Raw genomic sequence first — 15,758 nt, forward strand, 5'->3', positions numbered from 1 at the left:
CAGGAAAATCAGGATTTCCCCGTTTTAACTTTTTCGACTTTCGCCAGCTCTTTCACCAGCGGCAGCATCACTTTCATCACATCGCGTCCGCGATGCTCAATACGCCCCGGCAGCGCTTTATCAATATACTGCAGGTTATCCAGCTGTACGTCATGCCAGCTCGTGCCCTGCGGGAAGCTGCGTGATTTGCTCCGCTGTTGATAACCGTCTTTCTTACCTAATGACCAGTTGGTCGCTTCCACCGACAGTACCGGGATCCCGGCGCTATCAAAAACGCTGGCGTCGTTGCAGCAGCCGGTGCCTTTCGGGAAGTCCCGGTTCATCCCAGGATTGGTGAAGGCCGCTATGCCGTGGCTACGGGCGATAGCCAGCGCCCTGTCGCGGGTGAGCTTGCGCACCGACGCTGGCGTGCTGCGGCCGCTATTAAAGTACAGCTTATCGCCCACGACCAGGTTATCGAGATTAATCACCAGCAGGGTGTTTTTCTTTTCCGCGTCGCTCATGCGCTTGAGCAGATTCTGCGCCCCAAGCCGGCCCTCTTCTTCGCCGCTGGTGGCAACGAAGCGAATACCGTAACGGGTAGGAACGTTCTTTAACTGTTCAGCAAGTTCCAGCATGACGCCCAGCCCCATTGCGTTATCGTCTATCCCCTGCAGGGTCAGGCCGCCGAGGTTGTTTTCTACATCTTTATCGCTCTGCGGCGCGTAGGTATCCAGGTGCGCCATGATAATAATCTGCTGACGAGATTGGCCTTCATGAGCGGCGATCACCGTACTGCCGGTGGCGTTATGCCAGTTTTTACGCTGATTGCTATCGGTATAGACGTAGCGGGTATTGAAGCTGCGCACATCGCTCTGGTAACCCATCTGGGCGAACTGCTGGCGGAGATAATCGGCCGACAGCATCTCGGCTGGCGTGCCGGTCATTCTTCCGGGATAAAAGGTGGCGATATGACGAGCCTGGGCATTGGCGGTTTCGCCCGGGGCGCTGAATGCCGGGGCGGCGGAGAAGACAAAACCTGCGCCCAACGCCAGGGGGAGCAGGCGACGGCACAATGCGGAAAACATAGGGGGTCCTTTAGTACTTAAAACAATTTCACCCGCATAGTATGAAACTGTGACCAGGGTTAAACAATTTCAATCGCTCTTAAATGGTGGAAAAACCGCGTGTTAAGCACTTTTTGATATTAGCTTTCCCGGGTCGTTATTCTTTTGAGTAACAACTCATTCCATTTCGTAATTTCATTTGCTCTAAACCGCACCCTATAGTCGCTCTATTGCTGATTGTAAGAGAGTTGTTGCGCAGTGGAATACTTGCCGATATTTGCCGAAGTGAAAGACAGACCCGTGCTGGTGATCGGCGGCGGCGAGATAGCCGCGCGTAAGATTACGTTTTTGCTGCGCGCTGAAGCGAAGGTGCAAATTGTCGCCGAAACGCTGATGCCGGAACTTGCCGAAAAGGTTGAGCGCGAGGAAATTCAGTGGCGGGCAACCGTATTCGAAGAGCACCAGCTTGATGACGTATTTCTGGTGATTGCCGCTACCGAAGATGACGAGCTGAACCAACGCGTTTATGTCGCGGCGAACGCGCGCTATCGGCTGGTCAACGTCGTGGATAATCAGGCGCTGTGCTCGTTTGTCTTTCCGTCCATTGTCGATCGCTCTCCGCTGCTGGTGGCTATCTCTTCCAGCGGAAAAGCGCCGGTGCTGTCGCGGATTTTGCGCGAAAAAATCGAAGCCCTGCTGCCCACCAACCTGGGGCGGCTGGCTGAAACGGCGAGCTACTGGCGTCACCATATTAAAACCCATCTGAAAACCACCGCCGAACGTCGCCGCTTTTGGGAGCGCGTGTTTACCGGTCGCTTTGCCAGTCTGATGCTGGCGGGCAATAAAGATGAAGCGGAAAAAGCGCTGGAAGATGAACTTCGGCAGCCGGAAAAACGCCCCGGTGAAATTATTCTCGTCGGGGCAGGGCCAGGCGATGCCGGATTGCTGACCCTGCGCGGCCTACAGGCCCTTCAGCAGGCGGACGTGGTGTTTTACGACAACCTGGTCACCCCGGAAGTACGTGAACTGGTGCGCCGGGACGCGGAGACAATCTGCGTCGGTAAAAGCGCTTCCGGCGTATCCGTACCGCAGCAGGAGATCAACCGTCTGCTGGTGGACGCAGCGAAAGAGGGCAAAACGGTGATTCGCCTGAAGGGCGGCGACCCGTTTATTTTTGGCCGCGGCGGCGAAGAGCTGCAGGCCGCGGCCGAAGCGGGCATTCCGTTTCAGGTCGTCCCGGGCGTGACGGCGGCGGCGGGCGCAACGGCCTATGCCGGAATTCCGCTGACGCATCGTGATTATGCCCAGAGCGTCACCTTTATTACCGGACACTTCGGCGCGGAAAACTCGCCGCTTGACTGGGCGCGGCTGGCGCAAAGCAGCCAGACCCTGGCGATTTATATGGGCAGCCTGAAAGCGGCGGAAATCAGCGCGCAGCTGATCGCCAACGGTCGCGATGGCGACACCCCGGTGGCGGTGATCTCGCGCGGCACCCGCGCCGATCAGCAAACGAAGACCGGCACATTACAACAGCTTGAAAACCTGGCGAAAGACGCCCCGATGCCTGCGCTGCTGGTGGTGGGTGAAGTGGTGCAATTACATCAACAGCTCGCCTGGTTTCAGCACACCTCATCCTCAGACGCCTTTAAGGCTTCTGTAGTAAATCTGGCTTAAGGAACGGTTATGGACCAAAAACGACTTACTCACCTGCGGCAACTGGAGGCGGAAAGCATCCATATCATTCGTGAGGTGGCCGCCGAATTCTCTAACCCGGTGATGATGTACTCCATCGGTAAAGACTCCAGCGTGATGCTGCATCTGGCGCGTAAAGCGTTTTATCCGGGCACCCTGCCGTTCCCGCTGCTGCACGTCGATACCGGCTGGAAATTCCGCGAAATGTATGAGTTCCGTGACCGTACCGCTAAAGCCTACGGATGCGAGCTGCTGGTGCACAAAAACCCGGAAGGGGTGGCGATGGGCATTAACCCGTTCGTCCACGGCAGCGCCAAGCATACCGATATCATGAAAACCGAAGGCCTCAAGCAGGCGCTGAACAAATACGGCTTTGATGCCGCGTTCGGCGGCGCGCGCCGCGATGAAGAGAAATCCCGCGCCAAAGAGCGTATTTACTCCTTCCGCGACCGCTTCCACCGCTGGGACCCGAAAAACCAGCGCCCGGAGCTATGGCACAACTATAACGGCCAGATTAACAAGGGCGAAAGCATCCGCGTCTTCCCGCTCTCCAACTGGACCGAGCTGGATATCTGGCAGTACATCTATCTGGAGAATATCGAAATTGTTCCGCTGTACCTGGCGGCAGAGCGTCCGGTGCTGGAGCGCGACGGGATGCTGATGATGATCGATGACGATCGCATCAATCTACAGCCCGGCGAGATGATCAAAAAACAGATGGTGCGCTTCCGCACCCTCGGCTGCTGGCCGCTGACCGGCGCGGTGGAGTCCAATGCGCAAACGCTGCCGGAGATCATCGAAGAGATGCTGGTGTCGACCACCAGCGAACGACAGGGGCGCGTGATTGACCGCGACCAGGCAGGCTCCATGGAGCTGAAGAAACGTCAGGGTTATTTCTAAGGAGCCGCCATGAATACCACAATTGCACAACAAATTGCCAATGAAGGCGGCGTTGAAGCCTACCTGCATGCCCAGCAGCACAAAAGCCTGCTGCGCTTTTTGACCTGCGGCAGCGTCGACGACGGCAAAAGTACGCTGATTGGCCGCCTGCTGCACGATACCCGTCAGATTTACGAAGATCAGCTCTCTTCGCTGCATAACGACAGCAAACGTCACGGTACCCAGGGCGAAAAACTCGATCTGGCGCTGCTGGTGGACGGTCTGCAGGCCGAGCGTGAGCAGGGCATCACCATTGACGTCGCCTACCGTTACTTCTCTACCGAGAAGCGCAAATTTATTATCGCCGATACTCCGGGACACGAACAGTATACCCGTAACATGGCGACCGGCGCGTCAACCTGCGACCTGGCGATCCTGCTGATCGACGCGCGCAAAGGCGTGCTCGATCAAACCCGTCGTCACAGCTTTATTTCGACACTACTGGGGATCAAACACCTGGTGGTGGCGGTGAATAAAATGGACCTCGTCGATTTTAGCGAAGAGACCTTTAACACCATCCGCGAAGCGTATCTGACCTTTGCTGAACAGCTGCCGGGCGATCTCGACATTCGCTTTGTCCCGCTTTCTGCGCTTGAAGGGGACAACGTCGCCAGCCAGAGCGATAAAATGCCGTGGTACAGCGGCCCGACGCTGCTGGAAGTGCTGGAAACCGTTGAGATTCAGCGCGTGGTGGAAAGCCAGCCGCTGCGCTTCCCGGTGCAGTACGTCAACCGCCCGAACCTCGACTTCCGCGGGTTCTCCGGTACGGTTGCCGCCGGCAGCGTGAGCGTAGGACAGCGCCTGAAAGTGCTGCCGTCGGGGGTGGAATCCACCGTGGCGCGCATTGTCACCTTTGACGGCGATCTGCCGGAAGCGGCGGCCGGGGAAGCGATCACTCTCGTGCTAAAAGATGAAATTGATATCAGCCGCGGTGACCTGCTGGTGGACGCGGCGGTCTCTCTGCCTGCGGTACAAAGCGCCAGCGTTGATGTGGTATGGATGGCGGAGCAGGCCCTGACGCCTGGCCAGAGCTATGACATTAAAATCGCCGGTAAGAAAACCCGCGCCCGCGTGGATGGCGTACGCTACCAGGTTGATATTAACAACCTGACCCAGCGCGAAGTGGAATCGCTGCCGCTCAACGGCATTGGGCTGGTGGATCTGACTTTCGATGAGCCGCTGGTGCTGGATAAATACCAGGATAACCCGGTCACCGGAGGCCTGATTTTTATCGACCGTTTGACCAACGTGACCGTTGGCGCAGGGATGGTACGCGAACCGAACGAGCAGGCTCAGGCAGGCGCTTCGCAATACAGCGCGTTTGAGCTTGAACTGAACCAGCTTATTCGCAAGCACTTCCCGCACTGGGACGCCCGCGACCTGCTGGGAGGCAAGTAATGGCCCGGCATGACGAAAACGTCGTCTGGCACGCGCATCCTGTCACGCAGGCGCAGCGCGAGCAGCATCATGGCCATCGCGGCGTGGTGCTGTGGTTCACCGGGCTTTCGGGCTCGGGGAAATCCACCGTTGCCGGCGCGCTGGAAGAGGCGCTGCACCGGCTCGGCGTGAGCACCTATTTACTGGATGGCGATAACGTGCGTCACGGCCTGTGCAGCGATCTTGGCTTCAGCGACGACGACCGCAAAGAAAACATTCGCCGGGTGGGTGAAGTGGCGAAGCTGATGGTGGATGCCGGGCTGGTAGTATTGACTGCGTTTATATCACCGCATCGTGCAGAGCGGCAGATGGTGCGCGAACGTTTGGGCGAAGGGCGCTTTATTGAAGTCTTTGTCGATACGCCGCTGGCGATCTGCGAAGCGCGGGATCCGAAAGGGCTGTACAAGAAGGCACGGGCCGGGGAGCTGCGCAACTTTACCGGAATTGATTCAGTGTATGAATCCCCGGAGCGCGCCGAAATTCACCTCGACGGTGAACAATTGGTAACAAATTTGGTGCACCAATTATTAGACCTGCTACGACAGAGCGATATTATCAGATCCTGAAACGGCCGCGGCATCATCACAGGATGCCGATCGCCAGGTCAACAGGATTCGATATGCGCAATACCCAGAACATCAGTATTATTCGTTCAGAACCGCCGCCGGCAGTCAGCGACGAGACCACCTGGTCTCTGTCGGGCGCTGCCGTTGGCTTTATTTCATGGCTGCTGGCGCTGGGTATTCCCTTCCTGATCTATGGCAGTAACACGCTATTTGTTCTCCTCTACACCTGGCCGTTCTTCCTGGCATTAATGCCGGTTGCCGTCGTGGTTGGCATCGCGCTGCATTCGCTGATGGACGGCAAACTTCAGTACAGCGTCTGCGCGACGATTTTAACCGTCGGACTGATGTTCGGTCTGCTGTTCCTCTGGCTACTGGGGTAGTCCTTTCTACGAATGAATCTAGCCTGGGTATCAACGGTAAAAATGTGGTACAGTCCCCGCGTTACGCGGCGTCGTCCGCGCGCCAGAGTAGAGAACTCGGGCGAGTTATGGGATGATGATGCCGTTTTTCAGGGGGCAGGATGGGTAAACTAACGCTGCTGTTATTGGCTTTGCTGGTCTGGCTGCAGTACTCGCTATGGTTCGGCAAAAATGGTCTGCACGACTATAGCCGGGTTAACGACGATGTCTCCGCGCAGCAGGCAACGAACGCTAAATTAAAAGCACGCAACGATCAGCTGTTCGCCGAAATTGACGACCTCAACGGCGGTCAGGAAGCTATCGAAGAGCGCGCGCGCAATGAACTCAGTATGACCCGCCCGGGCGAAACGTTTTATCGTCTGGTGCCGGATGCGTCAAAACGCAACCAGGCCGCGGGGCAACAGCAGAATAATCGATAAACAGGCCCAGGATTACAACATGGCAGCCACTTTTCCGGGCGTTTGCGCCGTGGTGCCGGCAGCCGGTTTTGGCCGCCGCATGCAAACGGAATGCCCTAAACAATACCTCTCAATCGGTAACAAAACGATTCTCGAGCACGCGGTCGCCGCGCTGTTGGCAAACCCCCTTATACAGCGGGTAGTGATTGCCGTCAGCCCGGGCGACGTTCGCTTCAGCCAACTGCCGTTGGCGAACCACTCCCAAATCACCGTCGTTGATGGCGGCACGGAACGCGCGGACTCCGTTCTCGCCGGCCTGAAGGTTCTTGGCGAAGCCGACTGGGTGCTGGTGCACGATGCCGCGCGCCCCTGCCTGCACCAGGACGATCTCAGCCGCCTGCTTCAGCTATGCCAAACCAGCCGTACGGGCGGCATTCTGGCCGCTCCGGTTCGCGACACGATGAAGCGCGCGGAGCCGGGCAGGGCTGCCATCGCCCATACCGTTGAACGTAACGATTTATGGCACGCGCTGACGCCGCAATTTTTCCCTCGCGAACTGCTTGTTGATTGCCTGACGCGGGCGCTTAATGAAGGGGCGACCATCACCGACGAAGCCTCGGCGCTGGAGTACTGCGGCTTTCATCCTGAACTGGTCGCCGGACGAGCTGATAATATTAAAGTGACGCGCCCGGAAGACCTGGCGCTGGCCGAATTTTACCTTACCCGTTCCCGACACCAGGAGAAGGCTTAATGCGAATTGGACACGGTTTTGACGTACACGCTTTTGGCGGTGAAGGCCCAATCATCATCGGCGGCGTGCGCGTACCCTACGAGAAAGGGCTGCTGGCCCACTCCGACGGCGACGTCGCGCTGCACGCGTTAACCGATGCGCTGCTCGGCGCGGCGGCGCTGGGCGACATCGGCAAGCTGTTCCCGGATACCGACCCGGCCTTTAAGGGCGCCGACAGCCGTGAACTGCTGCGCGAAGCGTGGCGGCGGATTCAGGCGAAAGGCTATACCCTTGGCAACGTTGACGTCACCATTATCGCCCAGGCACCAAAAATGCTGCCGCATATTCCCCAGATGCGCATCTTTATTGCCGAAGATCTCGGTTGCCATATGGACGATGTTAACGTCAAAGCCACCACCACGGAAAAGCTGGGCTTTACCGGTCGCGGCGAAGGCATTGCCTGTGAAGCGGTGGCGCTGCTGCGTAAGGCGGAGAAATGATCGCTTTTGACGAACTCACTTATCTGCATGGAAAACCGCTGAGCCAGGGGCTGCTAAAAGCCAGTCCGGAAGACTTCTTGGTAGTTGAGGATCTCGGCTTTGCCCCTGACGGCGAAGGCGAGCATGTGCTGGTGCGTATTCTGAAAAACGGCTGCAATACCCGTTTTGTTGCTGACGCGCTGGCAAAATTCCTTAAAATTCATGCGCGTGAAGTGAGCTTTGCCGGGCAGAAGGACAAACACGCGGTCACTGAACAGTGGCTGTGTGCCAGAGTACCGGGCAAAGAGATGCCTGACCTGAGCAAATTTCAGCTTGAAGGCTGTCAGGTACTGGAGTACGCGCGCCACAAGCGCAAGCTGCGCCTCGGGGCGCTGAAGGGGAACCAGTTTACGCTGGTGCTGCGCGAAATCAGCGATCGCGACGATGTCGAAACGCGTTTACAGGCGATTGCTGAGCATGGCGTACCCAACTATTTTGGGGCCCAGCGCTTCGGTATCGGCGGCAGTAACCTGCTGGGGGCGCTGCGCTGGGCCGAGAGCGGCGCGCCGGTGCGCGATCGCAATAAACGCAGTTTTTGGTTGTCGGCGGCCCGCAGCGCATTGTTTAATCAACAGGTTGGTATTAGATTAAAAAAACCGGAATTTAATCAGGTTGTTGATGGCGATGCGCTACAATTAGCGGGGCGCGGAAGCTGGTTCGTTGCGGCCTCTGAAGAACTGACGGAACTCCAGGCGCGGGTAGATAACCGCGAGCTGATGATTACCGCTGCGCTTGTGGGCAGCGGCGACTGGGGAAGCCAACGGGATGCGCTGGCCGCCGAGCAGGCGGCAGTGGTCGAAGAGACGCAGCTACAGGCGCTGCTGGTGCGTGAAAAAGTAGAGGCCGCCCGCCGGGCGATGCTGCTTTATCCCCAGCAGATGAGCTGGAACTGGTGGGATGACGTTACCGTTGAACTGCGTTTCTGGCTGCCCGCGGGCAGCTTCGCCACCAGCGTAGTAAGGGAGCTTATCAATACAACGGGTGACTATGCGAATATTGCTGAGTAACGATGATGGGATTCATGCGCCGGGCATTCAGACCCTGGCAAAGGCCTTACGGGAATTCGCTGAGGTTCAGATAGTTGCACCCGATCGTAACCGCAGCGGAGCGTCGAACTCCCTGACGCTGGAATCTTCGCTTCGCACTTTCACTTTTGATAACGGCGATATCGCCGTACAGATGGGCACGCCGACGGACTGTGTTTATCTCGGGGTCAATGCCCTGATGCGGCCGCGTCCGGATATCGTGGTTTCCGGCATTAACGCCGGACCCAACCTCGGTGACGACGTCATCTATTCCGGCACCGTTGCCGCCGCGATGGAAGGCCGTCATCTGGGCTTTCCGGCGCTGGCCGTCTCGCTAAACGGCTATCAGCATTACGATACCGCCGCGGCGGTCACCTGCTCTATTCTGCGCGCTTTAAGCCGCGAGCCGCTGCGTACCGGGCGCATTCTCAATATCAACGTGCCGGATCTGCCTCTTGAGCAGATCAAAGGTATCCGCGTGACCCGCTGCGGCAGTCGCCATCCTTCCGACCAGGTGATCCCGCAAAAAGATCCGCGCGGCAATACGCTGTACTGGATCGGACCGCCGGGCGAAAAGTACGACGCCGGGCCGGATACCGACTTTGCCGCTGTGGATGAAGGCTATGTGTCGGTCACGCCGCTACACGTCGATTTAACCGCCCACGGCGCGCATGAGGTGGTTAGCGGCTGGCTGGATCGCGTTGGAGTTGATACGCAATGGTAAGTAAACGTGTTGAAAGTCTTCTCAATCAGCTTCGCACGCAGGGCATTATTGACGAGCGCGTGCTGAACGCGATCGCGATGGTGCCGCGAGAAAAGTTTGTTGATGAAGCCTTTGAACATAAGGCGTGGGAAAACACGGCGCTGCCGATTGGTCAGGGGCAAACCATCTCGCAGCCCTACATGGTGGCGCGGATGACCGAGCTTCTCACGCTAACGCCGGAGTCAAGGGTGCTGGAAATCGGCACCGGCTCTGGCTATCAGACGGCGATTCTGGCGCATCTGGTGCATCACGTTTGCTCGGTTGAGCGAATTAAGAGTTTGCAGTGGCACGCGCGCCGTCGTCTTAAACAACTTGATTTACATAATGTTTCAACCCGTCACGGCGATGGATGGCAGGGTTGGCAGGCGCGCGCGCCGTTCGACGCAATTATCGTTACCGCCGCGCCGCCGGAAATTCCGGCCGCGCTGCTGGCGCAACTGGACGATGGCGGCGTACTGGTGCTGCCGGTTGGCGAAGAGCATCAGTTCCTGAAGCGGATCCGTCGGCGCGGCAACGAGTTTGTTATTGATACTGTCGAAGCCGTGCGCTTTGTTCCCCTCGTGAAGGGGGAGTTGGCCTGAACCCGGATTATTCCAGGTTTTTTTGCCTGCATTTAGGCATAGGGTGGACGCATTTTTCGTGTCCTGGCCGGGCGCCGTCCGGTGAGCAAGATATTGGTAGTTAACATATTCCTGGGGGATAAATGAGCGCGGGAAGCCCAAATTTTACCTTAAGCCGCATTGCGGCTTTATCACTGGTGTCACTGTGGCTGGCAGGCTGCAGCAGCTCCAACAATCCGCCTGCGCCGGTCAGCTCGGCTGGCGGGACTTCGTCTTCCAGCACGAATTCCGGAATGCTGATCACGCCTCCGTCAAATAACGTTCCGCAGGCGCGTCCGGTACAAACGCAGCCGGTGCAGACGCAGCCCGCTCAGGTTCAGCCGATGGCTCAGGAGCCGGTACAAACGGTGAACGGCAAAATTGTCTATAACCGTAAGTATGGGGATATTCCGAAAGGTAGCTACACCGGCGGCAGTACCTATACTGTTAAACGCGGCGACACGCTATTCTATATTGCGTGGGTCACCGGGAACGACTTCCGCGACCTGGCGCAGCGTAATAATATCCCGGCGCCGTACGGTCTGAACGTGGGTCAGACGCTGCAGGTTGGCAACGCATCCGGTCAGCCAATCACCGGAGATAACCCTGTCGCCCAGGCCAGCGTGAAGGCCAGCAGCGGCGGGATGTTAACCGCAAATTCTGCACAAAAATCCACCGCGGTAGTTGCGTCCCAACCAACTATTACGTATTCTGAATCTTCAGGTGAACAGAGTGCTAATAAGATGTTGCCGAATAACAAGCCTGCGACGACGACAACAACCGTCGCGCCTGTTACGGCTCCGACTGTCAGCACAACCCAATCGACTGCAAGCAGTACGTCAACCAGTTCGCCGATCTCTTCATGGCGCTGGCCGACTGATGGCAAGGTTATCGAGAACTTTAGTGGTGCCGAAGGTGGCAATAAAGGTATTGATATTGCAGGCAGTAAAGGACAGGCTATTGTCGCGACCGCAGATGGGCGCGTCGTCTATGCCGGTAACGCACTGCGCGGTTACGGTAATCTTATTATCATCAAACACAACGATGATTACCTGAGTGCCTACGCACATAACGATACGATGCTGGTAAAAGAGCAACAAGATATCAAGGCGGGGCAGAAAATCGCTACCATGGGTAGCACAGGTACAAGTTCTACACGTTTGCATTTTGAAATTCGTTACAAGGGGAAATCCGTCAACCCGCTGCAGTATTTACCGCAGCGATAATTTGGCAAAGTACGGATAAGCTCAGTATCGCTAAAAGAGACGCCAGGGCGGCCAGAAAGCCTGCTTTACCGGGGCAGAAAGGGTTTTCGTCCGGGCGTCTTTTAAGTGATGTTTAGCGGAAGGTGCTTTGCTCAGGGATCACGGGTAGGAGCCATCTTTATGAGTCAGAATACGCTGAAAGTTCATGATTTAAATGAAGACGCGGAATTTGATGAGAACGGAGTCGAGGTTTTTGATGAGAAAGCCTTAGTTGAAGAGGAACCCAGTGATAGCGATCTGGCTGAGGAAGAGCTTCTTTCGCAGGGAGCAACCCAACGGGTGCTCGATGCGACGCAGCTTTATCTTGGAGAGATTGGTTATTCCCCACTGCTGACGGCCGAAGAAGAGGTTTATTTTGCGCGTCGCGCGCTGCGTGGTGACGTTGCGTCACGCCGCCGGATGATCGAAAGTAACCTGCGTCTGGTCGTCAAGATAGCCCGCCGTTACGGCAATCGCGGTCTGGCTCTGCTGGATCTGATTGAAGAAGGTAACCTGGGGCTGATTCGCGCAGTTGAGAAGTTTGACCCGGAACGTGGGTTCCGTTTTTCGACTTACGCGACCTGGTGGATTCGTCAAACGATTGAACGGGCGATCATGAACCAAACCCGTACGATCCGTTTACCGATCCATATCGTCAAAGAGCTGAACGTCTATCTGCGTACCGCACGCGAGTTGTCCCACAAGCTGGATCACGAGCCAAGCGCGGAAGAGATAGCCGAACAGCTGGATAAGCCAGTTGATGACGTGAGCCGGATGCTGCGTCTGAACGAGCGCATTACCTCGGTGGATACACCGCTGGGCGGTGACTCGGAAAAAGCGCTGCTGGATATTCTGGCCGATGAAAAAGACAACGGCCCGGAAGACACCACGCAGGACGATGATATGAAACAAAGCATCGTCAAATGGCTGTTCGAACTGAACGCCAAGCAGCGTGAAGTGCTGGCTCGTCGCTTTGGTCTGCTCGGCTATGAAGCCGCGACGCTTGAGGATGTGGGCCGCGAAATTGGCCTGACCCGCGAACGCGTGCGTCAGATCCAGGTTGAAGGTCTCCGCCGTCTGCGGGAGATCCTGCAAAGCCAGGGGCTGAACATCGAAGCGCTGTTCCGCGAGTAAGACACCTTTCTTAAAAAAGGCTCAATCGTTTGATTGGGCCTTTTTCTTTTTTGGGCCTCCGTCGATTACGCGATCGCCGTCTCGTGGAGGTGCCGCCAGATGATTTTCTCTTCCTGCAGACGGAAAAGAACCGTCGACCAGCGCGCGGTTTCCGCTTTGCCAGGGAGCGCGTGTATTTCCCGGTAGCTCACCGCTGCGCCATCGTGCCATTCGGCAAGTATGGCGGCACTATCGACGACAATCTTTAAGCCCGGACGGCTGGCGCGAGCCCCGTGAAAAAAGGCGCTGACCGCCTGATGATCCATGCGCATACCGTTTATCGGGATCATGGTAAAGTCCGGGCTAAAGCGACGCATCAGCGCGTCGACGCTCCCTTCACCCTGATTCAGCCAGTTTTCTATAGCCACGTGGGCCGCAATAACTTCCGCAATATAGCGATTCATTTGTTCTCCATTTTACCGTGCAGGCGCATGATTATCGCCCGGTTATCGAAGGTAAGGCAGCCCAGCAGCGGCGCCAGGGTCAACGCGGCGGCGGCGATAAATACGCCACGCCACGCCTGCGGCGTTGGCCAGTAAAGCAAAAAGGCGCTCAGTAAGGCTGCCAGTAGCGCAGATCCCATCAGGAAACTGAGCTGGCGGTTAAGATTCCACAGCGCGCTGGCGTCCGGCATATCGCCGTTCGCCACATTCAGAAATGCGCTGCTCTGGGCCGTACTGCTGCACAGACTGCCGCCTGCGCCCATGAATACAAATGCCGCGATTAGCATACTGTTGGCGGTATGCGCATTGACGCCAGCCAGGGTAACGATCCCGACAGCCTGGAGAAGGCAGCCGACCGCGATAAGCGGGCGGGGGCCGAGACGATTGAAATAACGGCCGGTCGTCGCGATCGCCACAAACGAGGCCAGCGACCACGGAAGCATCAGGGCGCCGATGGCGGAGGGCGACATCCCCGTCACGCTTTGTAAATAAAACATCCCGACGACATTGATGCCAATAAAAGTCCCCGGCACGCAGAGATAGACCAGCATTGAAAAGCGCAGCAGCGGATCGCGCAGTAGCGAGAGACGCAGGAGTCCCCCCGGCCGCTCGACGCGTCTCTCATCCTTAATCCACAGCGCTGCCAGTCCGAACGTCAGCAGCGCGATCGGCAGGCTGGCAAAGAAAACCCAGCGCCAGCTGAGCGATTGCACCAGCACCCCGCCGATCGCCGGCGAGCACGCCGGCGCCAGCAGCCCGACCAGCATCACCGCGGCGGAAAGTTTCGCCCGCTCGTGAGGCCTGAACTGTTGCCAGGTCAGCGACTGGCCTAGCGGAATCAATAGTCCGCCGCCCATCCCCTGCAGGGCGCGCCACATGACAAGGCTGGTCAACGAGTCGGCCATTCCTGCGGCCAGAGCCCCAAAGCTAAATATGCTGAGCGAAAGCAGGAATACCCGCCGGGTACCAAACTGCTGGCTGAGCCAGGCGCTAAACGGCAGTACCAGCGTGAGCCCGGCAATATAGCCATTGCTGACCCACGCCAGTTCGCCCACCGACGCGTGCAGCGTCCGGCCCATCGCCGGAAAGGCGACGCTGGCGATGAACATATTGATTAAGTCGAGAAAGAAACCCAGCAGAAAAACGGTTGCGACCTTGCTGCGATACGTCATTGATTAAACCCCCCATGAAGGCCGCTACTGTAAACCTCAGCATCAGGGCGAATAAACACGACATTCGGAGATATACTGTCTGAAATTTTTTGACAATTGGCGGCGCGATGCTGAACCTGCAGCGGATGAACATGTTTGTAGCGGTGGTCGATAGCGGAAGTTTTACCGCGGCGGCGACGGCGCTGGGGCAGACCAAGGCGGTGGTGAGTTTCAACATTCGCCAGCTGGAGAGCGAGCTGGGGGTTACGCTGCTGTTGCGATCGACCCGGCGGCTGACGCTGACGGAAGCCGGTTCGCTCTTCTATCATCGCGGGGTCGCGCTGCTGAAAGCGGCGGAAAACCTGCAGGACGACGTCCGGGGCAGCCACGTGGGGTTGAGCGGTGAACTGCGGATCACAACGACGCCAGAATATGGCGCGCAGGTGATTATCCCGGCGCTGGGGGAGTTTAGCCAGCGGCATCCAGCGCTCCGCGTGCGCCATGTTTCTTCTTCTCACCACGCGGATTTAATCTCCGAACGGTTTGACGTGGCGATTCGCCTCGGGACGCTGGCGGATTCGCGCTACCGCGCGGCGCTGATATCGCGCTTTGCCATCGTCCCGGTTGCAGCCCCGTCATGGCTGGCGCAGCATCCTGTAAAGACGCTTGATGATCTGGCGCAATCGGCGTGGATTATTCATGAACGTCTGACCGCGCCGCTCCGCTGGCCGCTTACCGGGCCCGATGAGGAGAGCATCGCCTTCGAGATTAAACAGGCGCCGCGGCTGTCGGCAGATAGCGCCAGCGCGCTGATGGCCTTTGCGCTGGCGGGCAGCGGCATCGCGCTGCTGCCCGAATGGATGGTGGCTGCTGCGCTGGCAGACAGCACGCTGGTGAAGGTGATGCCGGCGTTTAGCTTTCCGCGCCAGGGGGTGTACGCGGTTTACCCGGACGCGCAGCACGTTCCCGTCAGGGTCCGGGCGTTTATTGATTTTCTCCGCGAGCGCCTGGGTTAATTGGGTTCTCGCGCTATCAGCTTGTGGATGATTTGCGAAAACTGCTGGCGCTCTTCATCGTTCAGCCGACCTAAAAATTCTTCATCAACGGCGTTACCCAGCGGCATTGAACTTGCCAGTAGCGCTTCGCCTTCTGCGGTTAAATAGACAAACCGACGGCGTTTGTCCGCCGGATCGTGTTCGCGACGAACCAGACCGCGGCTCTCCATTCGGCTCAGCATCTCCGCCAGCGTCGCTTTCGTGCTGACCGCCGCTTCCGTTAGCGTCACCTGTTCAATGCCGGGATGTTCGGCAATGGAACGCATCACCGCATACTGCGGTTTGGTGAGGTCCGGCAGTTCAAGCTGCCAGCGGGCGGTGTGCTGCTGAAAAAGCTGGCGTAGCAGGTGAAACGCCTCGTTTTTTAACTCCATGACAACTCCGTAATCAAACCGTCGGTTCTATGATAGCCGCTCGGGAGACGTTTTAGCATTTTTCCTGTTTTGATGAAAAATGCGGCCGTGTACGAACGCACTTGCACGAAAAGCTCATCAAGCGTAGTTTTAATAAAAACGTTCGCATACGAACAATTGTGGGGC

Annotated in this window: 18 protein-coding genes; 14 read left to right on the forward strand and 4 right to left on the reverse strand. The window is 57.4% G+C overall.

Annotated elements, in window-relative coordinates; translation table 11 throughout:
- Positions 1–8 precede the first annotated feature (8 nt).
- On the reverse strand, positions 9–1,067 hold the full coding sequence (locus tag HMPREF1144_RS00315) for an aminopeptidase (RefSeq protein ID WP_004853629.1): 1,059 nt from the start codon (positions 1,065–1,067) through the stop codon (positions 9–11).
- Between the two features lie 246 nt (positions 1,068–1,313).
- Between HMPREF1144_RS00315 and cysG the strand changes: the two genes are divergently transcribed.
- The 13 genes from cysG to rpoS all read left to right on the forward strand — a co-directional run bounded on the left by cysG (position 1,314) and on the right by rpoS (position 12,531).
- Positions 1,314–2,720, forward strand: a complete 1,407-nt coding sequence (gene cysG, locus HMPREF1144_RS00320; RefSeq protein WP_009651604.1) for a siroheme synthase CysG — start codon at positions 1,314–1,316, stop codon at positions 2,718–2,720.
- Positions 2,721–2,729: 9 nt separating this feature from the next.
- The gene (cysD, locus tag HMPREF1144_RS00325; RefSeq protein ID WP_004104981.1) at positions 2,730–3,638 is read left to right on the forward strand and encodes a sulfate adenylyltransferase subunit CysD; all 909 of its coding nucleotides are present in this window, start codon (positions 2,730–2,732) and stop codon (positions 3,636–3,638) included.
- A 9-nt stretch (positions 3,639–3,647) separates the two neighbouring features.
- The gene (cysN, locus tag HMPREF1144_RS00330) at positions 3,648–5,075 is read left to right on the forward strand and encodes a sulfate adenylyltransferase subunit CysN (RefSeq protein ID WP_004853623.1); all 1,428 of its coding nucleotides are present in this window, start codon (positions 3,648–3,650) and stop codon (positions 5,073–5,075) included.
- Positions 5,075–5,680, forward strand: coding sequence for an adenylyl-sulfate kinase (gene cysC, locus HMPREF1144_RS00335; RefSeq protein ID WP_004853621.1), 606 nt, complete (start codon positions 5,075–5,077; stop codon positions 5,678–5,680). Before cysN ends, cysC begins: the two co-directional genes overlap by 1 nt.
- A gap of 53 nt (positions 5,681–5,733) precedes the next feature.
- A complete protein-coding gene (locus tag HMPREF1144_RS00340; protein ID WP_004124286.1) occupies positions 5,734–6,060 on the forward strand; it encodes a DUF3561 family protein in 327 nt (108 codons plus the stop codon).
- Between the two features lie 140 nt (positions 6,061–6,200).
- Positions 6,201–6,518 (forward strand): cell division protein FtsB, encoded by a 318-nt coding sequence (gene ftsB, locus HMPREF1144_RS00345; RefSeq protein WP_004104977.1) that lies wholly within the window; start codon positions 6,201–6,203, stop codon positions 6,516–6,518.
- Positions 6,519–6,537: 19 nt separating this feature from the next.
- The gene (gene ispD / locus HMPREF1144_RS00350) at positions 6,538–7,248 is read left to right on the forward strand and encodes a 2-C-methyl-D-erythritol 4-phosphate cytidylyltransferase (protein WP_004853617.1); all 711 of its coding nucleotides are present in this window, start codon (positions 6,538–6,540) and stop codon (positions 7,246–7,248) included.
- Entirely contained in the window at positions 7,248–7,727 is a 480-nt protein-coding gene (gene ispF / locus HMPREF1144_RS00355; protein WP_004853615.1) for a 2-C-methyl-D-erythritol 2,4-cyclodiphosphate synthase, read from the forward strand. The genes ispD and ispF overlap by 1 nt, the downstream gene beginning before the upstream one ends.
- Positions 7,724–8,773 (forward strand): tRNA pseudouridine(13) synthase TruD, encoded by a 1,050-nt coding sequence (truD, locus tag HMPREF1144_RS00360; RefSeq protein ID WP_009651563.1) that lies wholly within the window; start codon positions 7,724–7,726, stop codon positions 8,771–8,773. Before ispF ends, truD begins: the two co-directional genes overlap by 4 nt.
- Positions 8,754–9,515 carry a 5'/3'-nucleotidase SurE gene (gene surE, locus HMPREF1144_RS00365; protein WP_004124266.1) on the forward strand — a complete coding sequence of 254 codons (762 nt, stop codon included), beginning with the start codon at positions 8,754–8,756 and terminating at the stop codon, positions 9,513–9,515. The genes truD and surE overlap by 20 nt, the downstream gene beginning before the upstream one ends.
- Positions 9,509–10,135 (forward strand): protein-L-isoaspartate(D-aspartate) O-methyltransferase, encoded by a 627-nt coding sequence (locus HMPREF1144_RS00370; RefSeq protein ID WP_009651549.1) that lies wholly within the window; start codon positions 9,509–9,511, stop codon positions 10,133–10,135. The genes surE and HMPREF1144_RS00370 overlap by 7 nt, the downstream gene beginning before the upstream one ends.
- A gap of 182 nt (positions 10,136–10,317) precedes the next feature.
- Positions 10,318–11,379: a murein hydrolase activator NlpD gene (gene nlpD / locus HMPREF1144_RS00375; RefSeq protein WP_225658693.1), complete on the forward strand. Its 1,062-nt coding sequence runs from the start codon at positions 10,318–10,320 to the stop codon at positions 11,377–11,379.
- Between the two features lie 159 nt (positions 11,380–11,538).
- Complete coding sequence (rpoS, locus tag HMPREF1144_RS00380; RefSeq protein ID WP_004104962.1) at positions 11,539–12,531, forward strand: RNA polymerase sigma factor RpoS; 993 nt, start codon at positions 11,539–11,541, stop codon at positions 12,529–12,531.
- A 65-nt stretch (positions 12,532–12,596) separates the two neighbouring features.
- Here the strand turns inward: rpoS and HMPREF1144_RS00385 are convergent, their stop codons facing one another.
- Both HMPREF1144_RS00385 and HMPREF1144_RS00390 read right to left on the reverse strand, forming a co-directional pair.
- The gene (locus HMPREF1144_RS00385; protein WP_009651575.1) at positions 12,597–12,974 is read right to left on the reverse strand and encodes a DUF4440 domain-containing protein; all 378 of its coding nucleotides are present in this window, start codon (positions 12,972–12,974) and stop codon (positions 12,597–12,599) included.
- Positions 12,971–14,185: an MFS transporter gene (locus HMPREF1144_RS00390; RefSeq protein ID WP_009651582.1), complete on the reverse strand. Its 1,215-nt coding sequence runs from the start codon at positions 14,183–14,185 to the stop codon at positions 12,971–12,973. Before HMPREF1144_RS00390 ends, HMPREF1144_RS00385 begins: the two co-directional genes overlap by 4 nt.
- A 107-nt stretch (positions 14,186–14,292) precedes the next feature.
- Here HMPREF1144_RS00390 and HMPREF1144_RS00395 point away from each other — a divergent pair, with 107 nt between their 5' ends.
- A complete protein-coding gene (locus tag HMPREF1144_RS00395; RefSeq protein WP_009651626.1) occupies positions 14,293–15,180 on the forward strand; it encodes a LysR family transcriptional regulator in 888 nt (295 codons plus the stop codon).
- Here HMPREF1144_RS00395 and HMPREF1144_RS00400 read toward each other — a convergent pair.
- Entirely contained in the window at positions 15,177–15,593 is a 417-nt protein-coding gene (locus tag HMPREF1144_RS00400) for a MarR family winged helix-turn-helix transcriptional regulator (protein ID WP_004853601.1), read from the reverse strand. The genes HMPREF1144_RS00395 and HMPREF1144_RS00400 overlap by 4 nt on opposite strands.
- Between the last annotated feature and the right edge of the window lie 165 nt (positions 15,594–15,758).

Origin of the sequence: Klebsiella sp. OBRC7 (assembly GCF_000293135.1) — a bacterium.
GTDB lineage: Bacteria > Pseudomonadota > Gammaproteobacteria > Enterobacterales > Enterobacteriaceae > Klebsiella > Klebsiella michiganensis.